The sequence below is a fragment of the Clostridioides sp. ZZV15-6597 genome, from assembly GCF_020657815.1.
GTDB lineage: Bacteria > Bacillota > Clostridia > Peptostreptococcales > Peptostreptococcaceae > Clostridioides.
The window spans coordinates 71038-88279 of sequence record NZ_JAGWCT010000002.1 but is presented as its reverse complement, the minus strand read 5'-3'; the positions used below and the strand labels follow the sequence as shown (position 1 = coordinate 88279).

Annotated in this window: 13 protein-coding genes; 10 read left to right on the top strand and 3 right to left on the bottom strand. The window is 28.2% G+C overall.

Going from position 1 to position 17242, the window contains the following annotated elements; translation table 11 throughout:
* Positions 1 to 299: 299 nt before the first annotated feature.
* The 3 genes from KGF52_RS01290 to KGF52_RS01280 all read left to right on the top strand — a co-directional run bounded on the left by KGF52_RS01290 (position 300) and on the right by KGF52_RS01280 (position 4394).
* Positions 300 to 917 (top strand): PepSY domain-containing protein, encoded by a 618-nt coding sequence (locus KGF52_RS01290; protein WP_227838862.1) that lies wholly within the window; start codon positions 300 to 302, stop codon positions 915 to 917.
* Positions 918 to 1024: 107 nt separating this feature from the next.
* Positions 1025 to 3556, top strand: a complete 2532-nt coding sequence (locus tag KGF52_RS01285) for an FAD-dependent oxidoreductase (protein WP_227838861.1) — start codon at positions 1025 to 1027, stop codon at positions 3554 to 3556.
* Positions 3557 to 3773: 217 nt separating this feature from the next.
* The gene (locus KGF52_RS01280) at positions 3774 to 4394 is read left to right on the top strand and encodes a TVP38/TMEM64 family protein (RefSeq protein ID WP_227829739.1); all 621 of its coding nucleotides are present in this window, start codon (positions 3774 to 3776) and stop codon (positions 4392 to 4394) included.
* 127 nt (positions 4395 to 4521) lie between these two features.
* Here the strand turns inward: KGF52_RS01280 and KGF52_RS01275 are convergent, their stop codons facing one another.
* Both KGF52_RS01275 and KGF52_RS01270 read right to left on the bottom strand, forming a co-directional pair.
* Positions 4522 to 5058 (bottom strand): metal-dependent hydrolase, encoded by a 537-nt coding sequence (locus KGF52_RS01275; RefSeq protein WP_227829738.1) that lies wholly within the window; start codon positions 5056 to 5058, stop codon positions 4522 to 4524.
* Positions 5059 to 5170: 112 nt separating this feature from the next.
* Positions 5171 to 5875, bottom strand: a complete 705-nt coding sequence (locus tag KGF52_RS01270) for a superoxide dismutase (protein WP_285891640.1) — start codon at positions 5873 to 5875, stop codon at positions 5171 to 5173.
* A gap of 171 nt (positions 5876 to 6046) precedes the next feature.
* On the opposite strand from KGF52_RS01270, the gene asnB reads away from it, so the two are divergent.
* The gene (gene asnB / locus KGF52_RS01265; protein WP_227838860.1) at positions 6047 to 7930 is read left to right on the top strand and encodes an asparagine synthase (glutamine-hydrolyzing); all 1884 of its coding nucleotides are present in this window, start codon (positions 6047 to 6049) and stop codon (positions 7928 to 7930) included.
* 73 nt (positions 7931 to 8003) lie between these two features.
* Here asnB and KGF52_RS01260 read toward each other — a convergent pair whose 3' ends face one another.
* Positions 8004 to 9440, bottom strand: a complete 1437-nt coding sequence (locus KGF52_RS01260) for a trypsin-like peptidase domain-containing protein (RefSeq protein ID WP_227838859.1) — start codon at positions 9438 to 9440, stop codon at positions 8004 to 8006.
* A gap of 328 nt (positions 9441 to 9768) precedes the next feature.
* Here KGF52_RS01260 and KGF52_RS01255 point away from each other — a divergent pair, with 328 nt between their 5' ends.
* The 6 genes from KGF52_RS01255 (at position 9769) to KGF52_RS01230 (ending at position 17210) form a co-directional block, all read left to right on the top strand.
* Positions 9769 to 10347: a TerD family protein gene (locus KGF52_RS01255; protein WP_227829735.1), complete on the top strand. Its 579-nt coding sequence runs from the start codon at positions 9769 to 9771 to the stop codon at positions 10345 to 10347.
* A gap of 34 nt (positions 10348 to 10381) precedes the next feature.
* Entirely contained in the window at positions 10382 to 10960 is a 579-nt protein-coding gene (locus KGF52_RS01250; RefSeq protein WP_227829734.1) for a TerD family protein, read from the top strand.
* Positions 10961 to 11045: 85 nt separating this feature from the next.
* Complete coding sequence (locus KGF52_RS01245; protein ID WP_227829733.1) at positions 11046 to 11675, top strand: TerD family protein; 630 nt, start codon at positions 11046 to 11048, stop codon at positions 11673 to 11675.
* Positions 11665 to 14424 (top strand): calcium-translocating P-type ATPase, PMCA-type, encoded by a 2760-nt coding sequence (locus tag KGF52_RS01240; RefSeq protein ID WP_227838858.1) that lies wholly within the window; start codon positions 11665 to 11667, stop codon positions 14422 to 14424. Before KGF52_RS01245 ends, KGF52_RS01240 begins: the two co-directional genes overlap by 11 nt.
* 86 nt (positions 14425 to 14510) lie before the next feature.
* Complete coding sequence (locus KGF52_RS01235) at positions 14511 to 16073, top strand: YceG family protein (protein ID WP_227838857.1); 1563 nt, start codon at positions 14511 to 14513, stop codon at positions 16071 to 16073.
* Positions 16074 to 17210 carry a toxic anion resistance protein gene (locus KGF52_RS01230; RefSeq protein WP_227838856.1) on the top strand — a complete coding sequence of 379 codons (1137 nt, stop codon included), beginning with the start codon at positions 16074 to 16076 and terminating at the stop codon, positions 17208 to 17210.
* Positions 17211 to 17242 lie beyond the last annotated feature (32 nt).

Here is a 17242-nt window from a genome sequence, read left to right as displayed (position 1 = left end):
TATATAGATTTTAAAAATATTTCATCTTTGAGCGATATATTCAACATTTCTATTCTTAAGAATAATTATGATTTATAAACAGGTATTATATTAGAACTTTAAAAATTTATACTCATATATTATTATTTAGGTTAATTTTCATATAAATAATATTAAAATAGATTTTTAGCTTCTTAAGTATAGATTATAAGGCCTTGAAACTATTAAAATAAAGTAAGAAGTATCTGCAATATAAAAGGGTAAATAAAGGATTTAAAGGGCATAATATAGAATAAATTAATTATTTAAGGAGGATTTTTATGTGTAAAAAACTATATTTATTAGTAGCAAGTATACTTATTGCAGGTTTATTGACTGCATGTAGTGGAAATTCAAATTCAGGACAAGCGCCTCAAAATGGTGACACAAAAAAAGAAGCAAATGCATCAAATAGTGATTTAAAAGATGGCAAAATGGATGAAAGTTTAATGGAGCAAGATTTCAAAGTACCTTACACAGATGCAATAAATATATTTAAAGACAAATATAAGGATGCTGATATAGTAGATTTAAGTCTTGAAAGTGATTTAAATAAATATGTTTATACGGTTGAAGGTGTAGATGATAACAATGAGTATAAGATGAAAATAGATGTTAATACAAAGGATGTATTACAAGATAAAACTGAAAAATTGGATTCAGAAGATTTAAATGGTAAAGCTAGAGAAGAAAAACTAGATTTAAATGATATAATAACACCTCAAAAAGCTATGGAAATTGCATTAAAAGAACAAGATGGAATAGTAAAAGAATGGAGTTTAGATAAAGATTTAGATGCTACTTTTTATAAAATAAGAATAGATAAAGAAAAAAATGAATATGACATAAAGGTAGATTCTAAAAAAGGAACTATACTGGAGGTAGAAAAAGAAGATTAAAAGTTTTAAGTTGCTTTTAAAATAAATTCTTTTTTAAATAAAATTTGTTTAAAATATAACAAATAGGGTATAAAAAGGTTAAATAATTATTTTAGGAGGAGTACGGTATGTCATTAAAATCACTGAAAATAAAAGAAAATTTATATTGGGTAGGTTCGCTCGACCCTGATTTAAGAGTATTTGACATAATTATGTATACACCTTATGGAACAACTTATAATTCATATGTTTTAAAAGGAACAGAAAAAACAGTTTTATTTGAGACAGTGAAGGATAAACATTTTGACAAATATATTGAAAGATTAAATGATTTAAATATAGATTTTGAAAAAATTGACTATATTGTGGTAAGTCATACTGAACCAGACCATGCAGGAAGCGTTGAAAAACTTTTAGATTTAGCAAAAAATGCAAAAGTAGTAGCTTCAGAAACTGCCATTAAGTATCTAAAGGAAATCGTAAACAAAGATTTTGAATATATTGCAGTTGCAGATGGAGATGTGCTATCAATAGGTGATAAAACTTTAGAATTCTTCTCTGTACCTATGCTTCATTGGCCAGATACTATATACACATATATAAAAGAGGATAAAACCCTTGTAACATGTGATTCATTTGGAAGTCATTATAGTAATGATAAGATAGTAAACACTCTTAATGAAGATGAAGAAAAGGATTACTTAGATGCTTTAAGATATTATTATGATTGTATAATGGGACCATTTAAACCATCTATGGTAACTGCTATAGAAAAGATAAAAGATTTAGATATAGACATAGTGTGTCCAGGTCATGGACCAGTATTGACTGAAAATCCTAGAAAAATTATAGACCTTTATTATAATTGGAGTGTAAATGAACAAGTAAAATTAGAAAAAGAAGTTACAATTTGTTATGTTTCTGCACATGGATATACAAAAATCATGGCAGAAGCTATAAAATCATATATTGAAAAAAATAGCAATTATAAAGTGAATTTATTTGATGTAATAGAACATAAGCAAGAAGAAATTCTAGCTAAAATAGCAGTATCACAAGGTGTATTATTTGGAACACCAACAATATTAGGAGATGCGTTAAAACCTATATGGGATATATTAGTATCTTTAAATCCAGTTCTTCATGGTGGAAAAGTTGCATCAGTATTTGGTTCATATGGATGGAGTGGAGAAGGTATAGAAAATGCTATGGAGAGAATCAATCAGCTTAGAATGACAACAGTGAAACCATTTGCTGTTAACTTTAAACCATCAGAAGAAGAAGTTGACAAATTATATGCTTATACAGGTAAATTCTTAGATAAGTTAAACTCTACTTTTGGAAGTAAAAAGAAAACTAAAAAGTTTAAATGTGTAATTTGTAACGAAGTATTTGAAGGAGATAGTGCTCCTAGTATATGCCCTGTATGTGGAGCCAAAGAGGACCAATTTATAGAAGTTGAAGAAGATGAGGTTACTTTTAGAAAAGATACTGATGAATATTTTGTTATAGTAGGAAATGGTGCAGCTGGTTTCTATGCAGCAGATGCTATAAGAAAAAGAAATAAGACTTGTAAGATAACTATGATTTCTAATGAGGAGGAGTTAACTTACTACAGACCTGCACTTTCTGATGGTATAAATGAAGAACTTAATTCTGATTTCTATATGGAAGATAAAGCTTGGTATGACGAAAACAATGTAGTAGTAATATTAGGAACAAATGTAGATAAATTAGATGAAGTAAATAAAACTATTGTAGTAAATGATGGTGCTATTAAATTTGATAAGCTTGTAATAGCTACAGGAAGTAGAAACTTCATACCACCAATTAAAGGTCATGATTTAGAAAATGTATTTACACTTAGAAATATAAAAGACTTATATAATGTAAAAGAAGCATTAGAGAAGTCTAAGAAAGTTGTAGTAATTGGTGGAGGACTATTAGGTCTTGAAGCAGCATGGGAATTCAAATTAAAAGGCTTAGAAGTAGTAGTAGTTGAAGCAATGGATGGTATATTATCAAAACAACTTGATAAAGAAGGAAGTAAAATACTAGAACAATGTGTAAGGGATACAGGCATAGATGTAAGATTAGGTGTGGCAGTTGATGGTATTGATGGTGATGGAAAGGCTCAAAAAGTTGTATTTAAAGATGGCAATAGTGTTGACTGTGATATGGTAGTCTTTTCGATTGGAGTGAGAGCAAATACTCAAATGGTTCAAGATACATCTGTAAAAATTGATAGAGGTATTGTTGTAGATAATACATTACAGACAACTGTTAAAGATATATATGCTTGTGGAGATGTTGCACAAGTAGGAAATACTAGTCTAGCAATATGGCCATCTTCAGTAGAAATGGGAAAAATAGCAGGAGCAAATGCAAGTGGAGATAGTTTGAAATTTGAAAGTGATGTATATCCAGTTTCATTAGATGCAATGAATGTTAAAGTATTTAGTATTGGTAATATACAAGATTTTGATAAAGAAATTTCATCAAAAGATGAAGGTAAAAGAGTATATAAAAAGTTATTTATGAAAGATGGTTCATTAGTAGGAGCTATACTTATAAATGATTTAAGTTGTACTGTTAAATTGATAAGATTGATATCTGAAAAAGGGGACTTTGAAGATATTATGAAGTCAGATATACTATAGTTTAAATATATCCAGATAAAAAGAAAAAGTCTTGAAATATGATAGATTCATATTTTAAGACTTTTTTGTTATAATATATAATAAAATAAATATACCTTAACTGTAAATTTACATAAATTATTTACTTTTGAATATTAGATTCCTTTTTGAAATTGGTATGTAATAGTAATATAGAGTATATAATAATAGTTAAAGTTAAAAAAAGGGGAAAAGCAATATGCAGTATATACAAGAATTACTTGATTTAACTCAAAACTATTGGGTGTTAGCCACAATAATTGGTTTATTAAGTGCATTTATAGAAAGCTTTATACCAGCCTTACCACTTGTGGCGATAGTTACAGCAAATGCTGCGATACAAGGGTTATTACTTGGGTGTTTGTTATCATGGATTGGCTCAGGGCTTGGGACAACCTCATTATTTTTATTAATAAGTAGATTTACTGATAGTAGACTTTTTAATAAGTTGAGAAATAGTAAAACTGAAAGAGCAATAAGTTGGATGGACAAACAGGGATTTAAACTGCTATTTATAGCATATGCTTGTCCATTTATGCCTGGATGTTTAGTTACTGTTGCATCAGCTTTTTGTAAAAAAGATATAAAAGATTTTGTTCCAGCAATGTTGGCAGGAAAATTTGTAATGTTTATAGTAATAAGTTATGTGGCAAGTGATATAGAAGGATTTATAACAAGCCCACTAAAGATAGCATCCTTTATACTACTAGTATTTTTATCATGGAAAATTGGAAGTAAAGTTAATAAAAACCTTGAAAATCATAATTATGAATTTCATCATAAAAAACACGATAATGATAGAAATAACAAAAGAATTTAACTTGTCAAAAAAATAAAATTGTCTTAAAAGAATTAGATTTAAATAAATTTTAAATTTAAAAGTATTCTTTTAAGACAATTTTTTTAATTTATTAATTGATTTATAAATATATAGCTATAAAAATATATTAAAATAAAATGTAAAATTGATATCCGATTAAAAAAATAACTATGAAGTTTAAAAGTTTAGATATGAATTTTTCTGTTTTCGAGCTAGTTTTTATAGGGAGTAAGGAAATGTTTATAGTAATGGGAAAAAACAATTCGATACCTTCTTTCGTAATAAGGTCAAGACACATGTGAGAAAAATATCCTATTATAAATCCACTAGACAGACATGAAAAAACTATATTGTTGTTAGTAAAGATTGTTAGAGACTTAAAAAAACTACCAATGAGTAATAAGGCAAGAAGACTATGAGTAAACCCTCTGTGTCTAAACCTACTTCCAAATAACTTGTAAATTAATATAAACTTTTTGCTTATGTAAGAACCTCTCATATCTATATCTGGAAATAATGAACCTAAATATGCAAAATAGATATAGACTATAATTAATACTATTTTATATGTAGTATCGTATTTGACTAAATATATATTATTTATAAAGGGGAGTATCAAAAGTGCTAATATATATCCTCCCCTTTCATGTGTTTCTTTTATCATATAAAAATCCTCCTGAATCGTCACTATAAACATAATATTGGTAAATTTAGACTATCTTTTATTATATTATATAGCAAACATAAGTTTTTTTCAAAAGGATTTTAATATTTAATTAATCTTGAGATTTTAAATTTTTGTAATTTTCTAAAGCTCCATTCCAATTAACTACATTAAACCAATTGTTAATATATTCATTTCTTCTGTTTTGATATTTTAAATAGTAAGCATGTTCCCAAACATCAAGACCTATGATAGGAGTCAAGTTTTTACTTACAGGACTATCTTGGTTTGGAGTAGTTATAATGGACAATTTACCATCTTTAGTAGCTACTAGCCAAGCCCAACCAGAACCAAAAACATCTAAAGCTGCTTTTTGGAATTCTTCTTTGAATTTTTCAAAAGAACCAAAATCTCTGTCAATAGCTGCTTTTAAAGATTCAGAAGGTATAGTTTTTTCAGGAGTCATTATATCAAAAAAGAATTTATGATTGTAAGCACCACCTGCATTATTTCTTACTGTTGTAGCAATATCTTTAGGTAAAGAATCTAAGTTTTGTAATAATTCACATAAAGAATAATTATAAAGCTCAGGATATTTTTCAAGAGCTGCATTTAACTTATCAACGTAAGCTTGATAATGTTTATCATGATGTAAAATCATAGTTTCTTTATCTATATAGGGCTCAAGTGCATCATAAGCATAAGGTAATGGTTTAACCTTAAACTTGTTATTTTCGGGTGTAAAAGCAAATAAAGTTATACACTGTGAAAGTATAAATAAAGACATAATAACTGGTATTAACATTTTTTTCTTCATAAAAATCACCTCCTAATATAGTATTTCTAGAAATTAAAAAATTATGAAAGATTAGCAGATAATTTATAAAAATTTGATAGTAATTTTTTTAAAATTGAATAAGTTTTGAAGGCAAAGACAAAACTATGAAATACAGGATAATACTAAAAAATAGGAAGGAAATTTGATAATATGTGTGGCAATATTTCAATTTATTATAAAGGAGATATATCTGGAAAAGAAGATATTAAATTTAAAATAAAAGAATCTGTAAATAATATAAATCATATAAGTCTTGATAGTAGAGAATACTTAAAAGGTGAGGAAAAAGAGTTTGATTTTAATAGATTTGATGTAATAGATGTTATACATGGAGTTAAACCATTTGAAAAAGATGGAAAGGTTATAGTTTTAAATGGTGAGATATATAATAGTTGTGAGATAAAAGAAGAATTGATTAAAAAAGGGTACAGCTTTTCTACAGATAGTGATATTGAAATCTTATTAACATCTTATATAGCATTTGGAAAAAATTGTGTACATAAGATAAAAGGGATGTTTAGCTTTATAATATATGATAAAAAAGATGAAAGTATATTTGGGGCAAGAGATTTATTTGGAATAAAACCACTTTACTATATAAATAAAGAAAAAGTGATAATCTTTGCATCAGAATATAAATTTATACTGGAGTATATTAAAAAACTAAACATAAATGAACGAAGTTTACAGAGTTATTTTTCGTTTCAATATGTTCTTCCTGAAGATACTATGATACAAGGGATAAGATTGATACCAGCAGGACATTTTTTTAGAGTGGAAAATGGAATACTATCTTTAAAGAGATATAATAAACTTGAATTTAGGAGTAGTACAAAATTTTTTTACAGTAAGAACCATTTAGGAAATAGAGATATAGGCGAAGAAGAAGTGAGAAATGTAGTAATAGATTCGGTAAGAAGACAGGTATCAGAAAATAAACCTGTTGGAACATTTTTGTCTGGTGGTATAGATTCATCAATTATAACATCTATAGCTTCACAAATTAATCCAAATATAAAGTCTTTTTCACTAGGTTTTAATGTTAAAGGATATAGTGAATTGGAAATAGCTAAAAAAACAGCTGATAAATTGGGCATAGAAAACATTCCACTTAACATAACACAAGATGACTATATAAAAGCATTGCCTAGTGTAATTTATTTTTTGGATGACCCTGTGGCAGACCCATCAGGAGTAGGTCTTTATTTTTTAATTAAAGAAGCTAGTAAATATGTTAAAATAGCGTTGTCTGGAGAAGGTGCTGATGAATTATTCGGAGGATACAATGTATACAAGGAATATAATAATGTGAAATCAGTTATAAACTCACCAGTGTATATTAGAGGTGTATTAAATAGAGTTTCAGAGCTTATGCCTAATATAAAAGGCAAAAATTATCTTTATAGAGCTACAACACCTTTAGAAAAGAGATATATAGGAAATGCGAAGATTTTTGAAAATAATGAAGTGAAAAGATTCTTTTTTAAATATAAGGAAAAGAATATACATGAGTATTTATTATCAAATTTATACAGAGAAGCGCAGAAAAATAATTACGATTATATAAGTAAAATGCAACATATAGATGTAAATACATGGCTTCAAGGTGATATACTTCAAAAAGTTGATAAATTCTCTGTAGCTGAGCATCTAGAACTTAGAGTACCTTTTTTAGATAAAGATGTATTTGATGTAGCAAAAAATTTAAGAGTTGAACAAAAAATAACAAAAAATAATACAAAAGTGCTACTTAGAGAGTCCTTTAAAGATATAGTACCAGAACATGTTATTCAGAGAAAAAAATTAGGATTTCCAACGCCAATAAGAGTTTGGTTAAAAGATGATTTAGGCGATGTTGTAAGAGATACTATTTCTAATGCAAATGTAGACGAGTTTATTGATAAAAAATATATAATAAAACTTTTAGATGAACATCTAAAAGGTCACAAAGATAATTCAAGAAAAATATGGACTATATTTACATTTTGTCTATGGTATCAATTGTTTATAGAGCATAAAAACATCAAATATTAATTTTTGCATGACATACAGAGGGCGAACATATATAATGTTCTCGCCCCCTCTATTGGCATGAAGCAAGAGCAAATTAGTTTATTATTTCGATAAAATTATTGGCAAATATTTTGACAAGATGACTTTCCACTGCTAGATTTAAGTTTTGTCCATCATCGTACCCAGCAGAAATTAATCCAAGTAAATTGCCAAACATATCTAAAAGAGCCCCTCCAGAACTACCACTAGAGATTGGAGCTGTAAATTGTATCATTTGAACTGTTTCAAAGTCACGAAAAGCAGAGATAATTCCATCTGAAACTGTATTGAAAAGACCTAAAGGGCTTCCAATCGCAACTATTTTTTGACCTCTTACAGGTTTTTTGCTGACCTTGACTGGTATCGCTTTACATTTTCTATCAACTTTTATTACAGCTAAATCATAATCTGAGTGGTACTTTATGATTTGATACGATGTATAAACTTTATCATCATTTTCAAATCTAACTAAAAATGAATAGCCTTCATTAACTACATGGAGATTTGTAAGTATATAACCTTCACTATTTATGACTACTCCAGAACCACTCTTGAATGGTTTATTTTCATTATCACACACAACAATCATAACAACAGAAGTTGATAATTTTGCGAGTTCTTCATATGTAAGTTCTATTTCTTTATCTTTTTTATTTTTTCCAGATGTAAAGCTTGTGTCAACAGAAGTTTGTTCAGATTGAGGTTTATTTATAGGCGTATAAGTTTTGTTATTATTGATATTCTTATTTATATCTGTATTTAATTTTTCTAAAGGTATATCTAGCATAGTTGGACTTTTTTTAGAAAGTTCAACTAAAGTAGAAAATCTAGAACATTCAGGATATAAATCAAGGATATCTTTATGAGGATTTATGTACAAAATATCACATCCAAGCTGTGATAAAAAATACAAGAAAAAAAGTTCCTGTCTTTTAATATTTCCAAAATACACTACTTTGGGTGAAACATCAATTTTGACTTTATTATAAAATAATTTGGGTAGAAAATAATCTATCCAACATAAAAGTTTAACAGCAAAGTTTTTAACAATAGAAGGTGTTGAATTTGGTGTGTTTTTAGAAAACAACTCTAATGTACTTTTAAATGCAATTTTTTTTGTCCAATCTAAGGTATCATTTTCTATTTTACAAGGAAATTCAATATTGTATAAGCTCCAACTGTTAAATTTAGCATCATTATAAGTATTGAAAGTATTGAGCATCTTATCTGTTTGGGATTTATCAAAATTTATATTTAAGTTGTTTAGCCTAATATAGGGAACAGTTGTATTATTAAAAAGATGAGTATCTATATTTTTGATGTTTTTTATGTATTTATCAATAGAATCTTCAATACCTATATATCGTGTAAAGTAGACTTCTTTAATATAAGAAGAACTCTTATTTGTATAAGACTTACTAGACATAAATTCATTTAAAGGCTCTTTTGAATTCTTTATTACAACTTTTAATGGTTTAATAGTACAAATCATATTTTTTCTCCTCTAATAAGATGATATAATCTATTATAAAACATCTTAAAACAATATAGTACAAGAATTTTGTAGTTTCAAAATAAAATGTATACTTGTAGATATAAATGATATATAATTACATATTAAACATAGATTTTATCTCTTTAAAAAAATATGTAAAATCTATGTAAAAAGTAAGAAATATAAACATTTTTTTAATTATATTTTAAAAATATCAACTAAGTTTTATTCACAAATGAATAAAAAATGTTATAATATGATTAAAGAAAAAGATAAATAATTAGCAAGATTTGTTTAGCTAAAATTAACAAGGGAGCGATAAATTATGGGTATAACATTATCAAAAGGCCAAAAGGTTGATTTAACTAAAGGAAACCCAGGGCTTAAAAATATTTTAGTAGGGTTAGGATGGGACACTAACAAGTATGATGGTGGATTTGACTTTGACTTAGATACAGCAGCATTTTTAACAGGAGTAAGTGGAAGTGTTACTAATGATGGAGATTTTGTATTTTACAACAATTTAAAGCATACTTCTGGAGCAGTTGAACATTTAGGTGATAATAGAACTGGTGAAGGTGATGGAGATGATGAGCAAATAGTTGTTGATTTATCTAAGATTCCTGGAGAAATAAGCAAAATTTCTTTTACAGTTACAATTCATGATGCAACAGAAAGAACACAAAATTTTGGGCAAGTAAGTAATTCTTATATAAGAATAGTAGATAAAGATACAAATGAAGAACTAATAAAGTATGAATTAGGTGAAGATTTTAGTATAGAGACAGCTATAGTAGTAGCCGAAATATATAAACACAATGGAGAATGGAAATTTAACGCACTAGGTTCTGGTTTTGAAGGTGGCCTTGCTGCTTTATGTGGAAACTTTGGAATAAACTTATAATTTTAAATATAATAAACTAGAGGGGGTATTTTCCATGGCTATAGTATTAAAAAAAGGACAAAAAATTGATTTAACTAAGGGAAATCCAGGTCTTAAAAATATTAAACTTGGATTAGGATGGGATACAAATTCATTCGATAGTGGTTATGATTACGATTTAGATGTCAGTGTTTTTATGGTAGGAGAATCTCAAAGAGTTGAAAGAGATGAAGATTTTATATTCTATAATAACTTAAAACATTCATCTGGAGCAGTTGAGCATTTAGGTGATAATAGAACTGGTGAAGGTGATGGAGATGACGAAGAAATATTAGTAAACTTAGATACAATGCCAAAGCATATACAAAAAATAGCTGTAACAGTTACAATATATGAAGCTGCTGAAAGAAAACAAAACTTTGGACAAGTAAGCAACTCATATATAAGAGTTTTAAACTCTGAAAATGACGAAGAAATATTAAGATATGACTTAGGCGAAGAATTTAGTATAGAGACTGCAATTACAGTATGTGAGATATATAAATATAATGGAGAATGGAAGTTTAGTGCAGTTGGAGCAGGATTTGAAGGTGGCTTAGAAGCACTTTGCAGAAACTATGGATTAAGTGTTTAGTATGAGTAACACAGTATATTAAATATAAGTAGCCTATACAAATAATGTATAGGTTATATTATATAAAATTTTATGGAGGTTTAGTATGTCGATTAATTTATCAAAAGGTGATAAAATAGATTTAAAAAAATCCAACCCTGGATTGAGTAGTATACTTGTGGGCTTAGGATGGGACCCTGTGCAACAATCAGGTGGAGGATTCCTTAAGTCTTTATTTGGCGGAGGACAAGCTGATATAGATTGCGATGCATCTGTATTTATGCTAAATCAGGAAGGAAAATTAAGTGGTATAAAAGACTTAATTTATTTTGGAAACTTAAAAAGTGCCTGTAAGTCAGTTTTACATACAGGAGATAACCTAACTGGTGAAGGTGTGGGTGATGATGAACAAATTCTAGTTAATTTAGATAAAGTTCCATCAAATATTCACAGATTATTATTTGTAGTAAATATATACAATTGTATAGACAGAAAACAACACTTTGGGATGATAAAAAATGCCTATATAAGAGTTGAGGACCAAAGTAATAAAAAGGAAATAGCGAAGTATAATTTATCTGATAATTATTCGGAAAAAACTACTCTTATAGTAGGGGCTATATATAGAAAAGATGGAAGTTGGCAGTTTAAAGCAATAGGTGAAGGAACAAAAGATGCGGGTCTTAAAGAAGTAATGCAAAATTTAGACAGGATTGAGTGTGTATATGGAATTTAATAATGATATCAAATATTATAATGTTGACAAAGAAGACGTAACTAAAGACTTATCTGTTAACCCTGACAGAGGTTTATCAAAATCAGAAGTCAAGACTAGAAGAGAAAAGTATGGTTTAAATGAATTTACACCAAAAGAGGAAGGAAGCTTTTGGGATGATTTAAAAGACAGTTTAAGTGAACCAATGATAGTTATTTTAATTATTGCAGCAGTAGTAAGTGCAGTAATTGGAGAAACTCATGATGCAATCGGGATTGTAGGAGCTATAGCAATAGGTATAGCAATAGGTATGATTACAGAAGGTCGTTCTAAGAAAGCAGCAGATGCTCTTTCTAAGATGACTGAAAATATTGAAGTTAAAGTACTAAGAGATGGAGAAATACATCAAATTTCTAAGAGTGAACTAGTACCAGGAGATATAGTATATATTGAAACTGGTGATATGGTACCTGCTGACGGTAGACTTATAGAAACTATAAATCTTAAAATTAGAGAAGATATGTTAACAGGCGAATCAGATGATGTATCTAAAAAATGTGATGTAGTAGTTCCAATGGAAGAAATAGAATCTAAAGGAGCACTAGTGGTACAAGAACCAATTCCTGCAAAACAAATAAATATGGTATTTGGTGGTACACTTGTTGCTTATGGTAGAGGAATATTAGTTGTAACTTCAATTGGAGATAGTAGTGAAATGGGTAAAATTGCTCAAAACTTATCAGACGCAGATGAGCAAACTCCACTTCAGATAAAGCTTGGAAATTTAGGTGGATTGATAGCTAAAGTTTCCAGCGCAGTAGCAGGATTATTATTTATATTCATGGTTTTCCAAATGGTAAGTAAGAATGTATTAAATGTTGATATGTCTGGAATTTTACCATTTTTAGAATCGATAGACCCTGTTAAAACAGCATTTACAGTATGTGTTGCATTAATAGTTGCAGCAGTTCCAGAAGGTCTGCCAACTATGATAAATATGACACTTGCAATAACTATGCAAAAAATGGCTAAGATAAATGCCTTAGTTACTAAAAAAGAAGCTTGTGAAACTATAGGTTCTGTTTCTGTAATATGTTCAGATAAAACCGGTACATTAACAGAAAATAGAATGACAGTAGAAGTTGCATATATTGATGGAAGATATATTGAGAGTTCAGAAGAAGAAATAAATAGTTATTTTGAAGAAAACTGTATGATAAACTCTACAGCTGATGTAGAGCATAATGATAGTGATGTTAAGTACCTGGGAAGTGCTACAGAATGTGCACTACTTCTATATTATAAAAATGTAGATTACAGACAAGTTAGAAAAGAATCTAATATAGTAGCTCAAAACCCTTTTACTTCTGATTCAAAGAGAATGACATCTGTTATAGGTCAAGATAATAATCATGTGTTGTTATCAAAAGGAGCACCAGAAGTCTTGCTTGAGCTATGTTCATATATCCAAAGAGGAAAAGACATAGTTCCAATAACTGAAGGTATAAAACATGAGATTTTAGAAGAAATAAAAAAATTACAAGTAAAATCAATGAGAACTTTAGGTTTTGCATATAAAGAAATCTCGCAAGCTGAAGAAGAAGCAGCAGTAACTGCTGAAAGTGATTCTATGAATGTGAGTGCAATGGAAAGTGAGTTAGTATTTAGTGGTTTTGTTGGTATAAGAGACCCACTTAGAAAAGATGTTATAGAATCTGTAAATACAGCAAATAAAGCTGGTGTTTCTGTAAAAATGCTTACAGGAGATAATATAAATACAGCAAGAGCTATAGGTGAAGAGTTAGGTCTATTAAAAGGAAATATGAGAGCAGTTGAAGCTTCATATATAGATACTTTAGATGATGAAGAACTAAAACAAGAAATACAAACTATTTCGATTGTTGCAAGAAGTAAGCCAGATAGTAAAATGAGAATAGTTTCAGCTCTTCAAAAGAGTGGAGATGTTGTTGCTGTAACAGGTGATGGTATAAATGATGCCCCAGCGCTTTCAAAGGCAGATGTTGGTATAGCAATGGGTATATCTGGTACAGAAGTATCAAAAAGTGCAGCAGATATAATTTTAACTGATGATAGTTTTAGCACTATTGTAAAAGGGATTAAATGGGGTAGAGGAATCTATGATAACTTCCAAAGATTTGTTCAATTCCAATTAACAGTAAATGTAATTGCATTTTTAGTGGCTATAATATCTCAGGTTATGGGACAAGAAATGCCATTTACAACAATACAATTGTTGTGGGTAAATATAATTATGGATGGTCCACCAGCACTAGCATTAGGTTTAGAGCCTGTTAGAGACCATGTGTTAAATAGAAAACCTGTTGATAGAAAAGCAAATATAATATCTAAGTCAATGGTATATACAATAGTATTAAATGCATTCTATATAACAGCAATACTAATGTTACAGTCTACATTTAACTTCTTAGGTGTTGATGAAGCTCATAAGGGAACTGTAATGTTTGCGTTATTTGCTTTTAGTGCATTATTTAATGCATTTAACTGTAGAGAATTTAATGCAGATAGTATTTTCCCAAACTTTACACATAATAAACTAGCATTACAAATAATAGTTTTAACAGGTATTGCACAAGTAATATTTACTCAGTTATTCCAAGATTTCTTTAACTCTGTAGCTATGGATGTTATGACATGGGTAAAAGTTTTATGTGTTGCAGCAAGTGTAGTTGTAGTCAATGAAGTTGTAAAATGTGTAATAAGATTAGTAAAACCAAAGAAAACAGCTTAAAATAAATTTTATAAAAAATAACAAACTGGCTCAAAATATATATTTTGAGTCAGTTATCAATAAACAATTAAATTGGGAGGATAATTATGGGTGACTCAAAGGTATTTGAAAAAATATTCTCCAGCCAATCAGATAGAGGAAATTACACTCCTTCAAAGGGATATCTGAGTTATTTTATTTCATATATTGGTTTAGAAGATGAGATTTTGTATAATCTTGAAATATTTAAGACTAAGCAAAATATTGATAGTAGAAAAGATATTGCCTTATTTACTGATGCTATAGCAAATCCTAGTGATTTTGACATTATTAATTATTTTAAAAATGGACTTAAAAATTATAAAAACAGCACAGAAGATACAGATATAAGTATTTTAGGGTTTGAAGAAATAGATTATAAAATAAAGCAAGCAATAGATAGAGTATTAAAAGAGGAAGAAAAAGACTTTACTAATGATAGAGTTAAACAAAATTTTATAGTGAAAATAATGGCATGGATAAAGACTTATATTGGTGCCTTAGATATAAATAAAAATGATGCTCCAAAAATAATATTTTATGGAGACATAAAAAAGCATGAAGTTTATTTACTCTTAATATTGTACTTAGCAGGATTTGATATATTATACCTTAATCCAAACTCAAAGAGTAATATAAGTATCTTAAATTTAGAGAAATATAAGATAGAATTAGAAGAGGCTAATATAATAGAAGAAAATGTTTCTTTTGAAGATAGAGTCGTTTCAGGTGAAAAGATAGATAAAGGTTCTGTAAAAAAAGCTTTTACTGTTGGAGCAGAAGCATCAAAACGAATAAGTGAAGAATTGCTAAATGATTCTGGATTTATAAAACCTTGGCAACTTCAAGATAGAAAAATAAAAAGCTTGCTTTTAAGTTCAACTATTGATGAAATATCAATATATTGGAATCAGCCATTAAAATTGAGACCAGGATTTAAGTTTAATGATACTACAGTAGAAACTCCAGTTTTCTTTTCTAAAATCAATGGAATATATAATGATAAAAATGAATACATTAAGTTTTTAGATTTATTAAGAGATTCAGAAAGTTCAACATTCATTGAATTTAATGGAGATATAGATAGATTTTCAAAAGAATTTACGAGAGAAGCTTTTAGCCTATCATTTGTATTAAATTCAAAAGGTATTATAGATAAAAATTCTGTTTTAAATAATAAAGAGTATTCTATTTCAACATTATCATTAAATCAACAAATTATGATTTTAGAAAAAGTGGAAGAACTTATAGAAGGTAACATGTTTTTAAATGGACTAAGTGGAGAGGATAAAATAAAAGGCTTATTCACAGTACTTCATATGGATAAAAAGCTTGTTCACATGATGAATAATTTCGATTACTCTCTCATAAATCCAAAGTTGGTTATATATATGTATAAGAGCATTGTGCTTGATAAAGAAGTTGTATTTCTAATGCTTTTACTTAGTAAAATTGGATTTGATATTATTATATTATCTCCAGGCGGAGAAAATAATATAGAAAATGTTATAAATAACCAATTGATTGATGTACACAGGTTGGATAAAATGGTATATGACCTTAGATTGAACTTACTTGAAGATGAAATACCTTTACTTAAAAAAATTTTTGGCAAGAGGAGACGATTTTAAATGGGGATAAATATAAATAATTTTTCAAAAGATAATAATTCTGTAGAAACTGTTGAAAATTTACCTACGACTGTACAAGAAGAAAAATTTGATATAATGGAATATACAAATAATAAAAAAATTGAACTTAGAAAGTCTAAAGAGGTTGAGGCTTTAACTTCTCTTATAGAAGTAGAAAATCCAGATACAATTTTACAATTTGGTAGAAAAGCATCTGAAGGAGTAGCGAGAGTTTCTGATAGCCTATTAAACACGATAAAATTAAATAGAAATGAAGAAAATTCTAAAATGCTTGTTCACTTAACTAAAATAATGGATAAATTTGATTTAGATGATTTTCAAGAAACTAAGGAACCAAATTTTGTTCAAAAACTTTTCAAAAAAGCTAATAATGCTATTGAAATGATGTTTCAAAAGTATGAAACACTGGGAGGAGAAGTTGAAAAGATTCAAATTGAACTTGAACAATATGAAAGAGATATAGCACTTTCTAATAAGCAAATTGGCGCTATGTTAAATGAAAATTTTGACTTTTATAACGAACTTCAAAAATATATTGTTGCTGGAGAAATGGCAGTAGAAGAAATGGATAATGAAATACTACCATATTTCAAACAAAAATCAGAGACTAGTGGAGACCAAATGGATATCGTCAACTATCAAGAACTATTAAAAGTCTATGATATGTTAAATCAAAGAGTCTATGATTTAAGAATAGCAGAAAATATAGCTATTCAGACTATACCTATGCTTAGAGGTATGCAACATAATAACTATGGTTTAATTAGAAAAATCAATAGTGCATTTGTTGTAACTTTGCCAGTATTTAAACAATGTTTATCTCAAGCTATATTACTTAAAAAGCAAGAATTACAAGCAAAGTCTCTAAAAGCTCTTGATGATAAAACTAATGAATTATTGCTTAGAAATGCACAAAATGTAAGTTCTCAAAGTGCACAAATAGCTAGAATGGCTGGAACAAGCTCTGTGCAAATAGAGACATTAGAAAAAATGTACAATACAATTAAATCTGGTATAGATGAAACTCTGAGAATAGAAGAAAATAATAGAGTTACAATCAAGGATAATACAAAGAGATTAGAAGAATTAAATACAGCTATAATTTATAATAAGTAGTATATTAGGGGCTAATTTGGATAAAGTTGGCC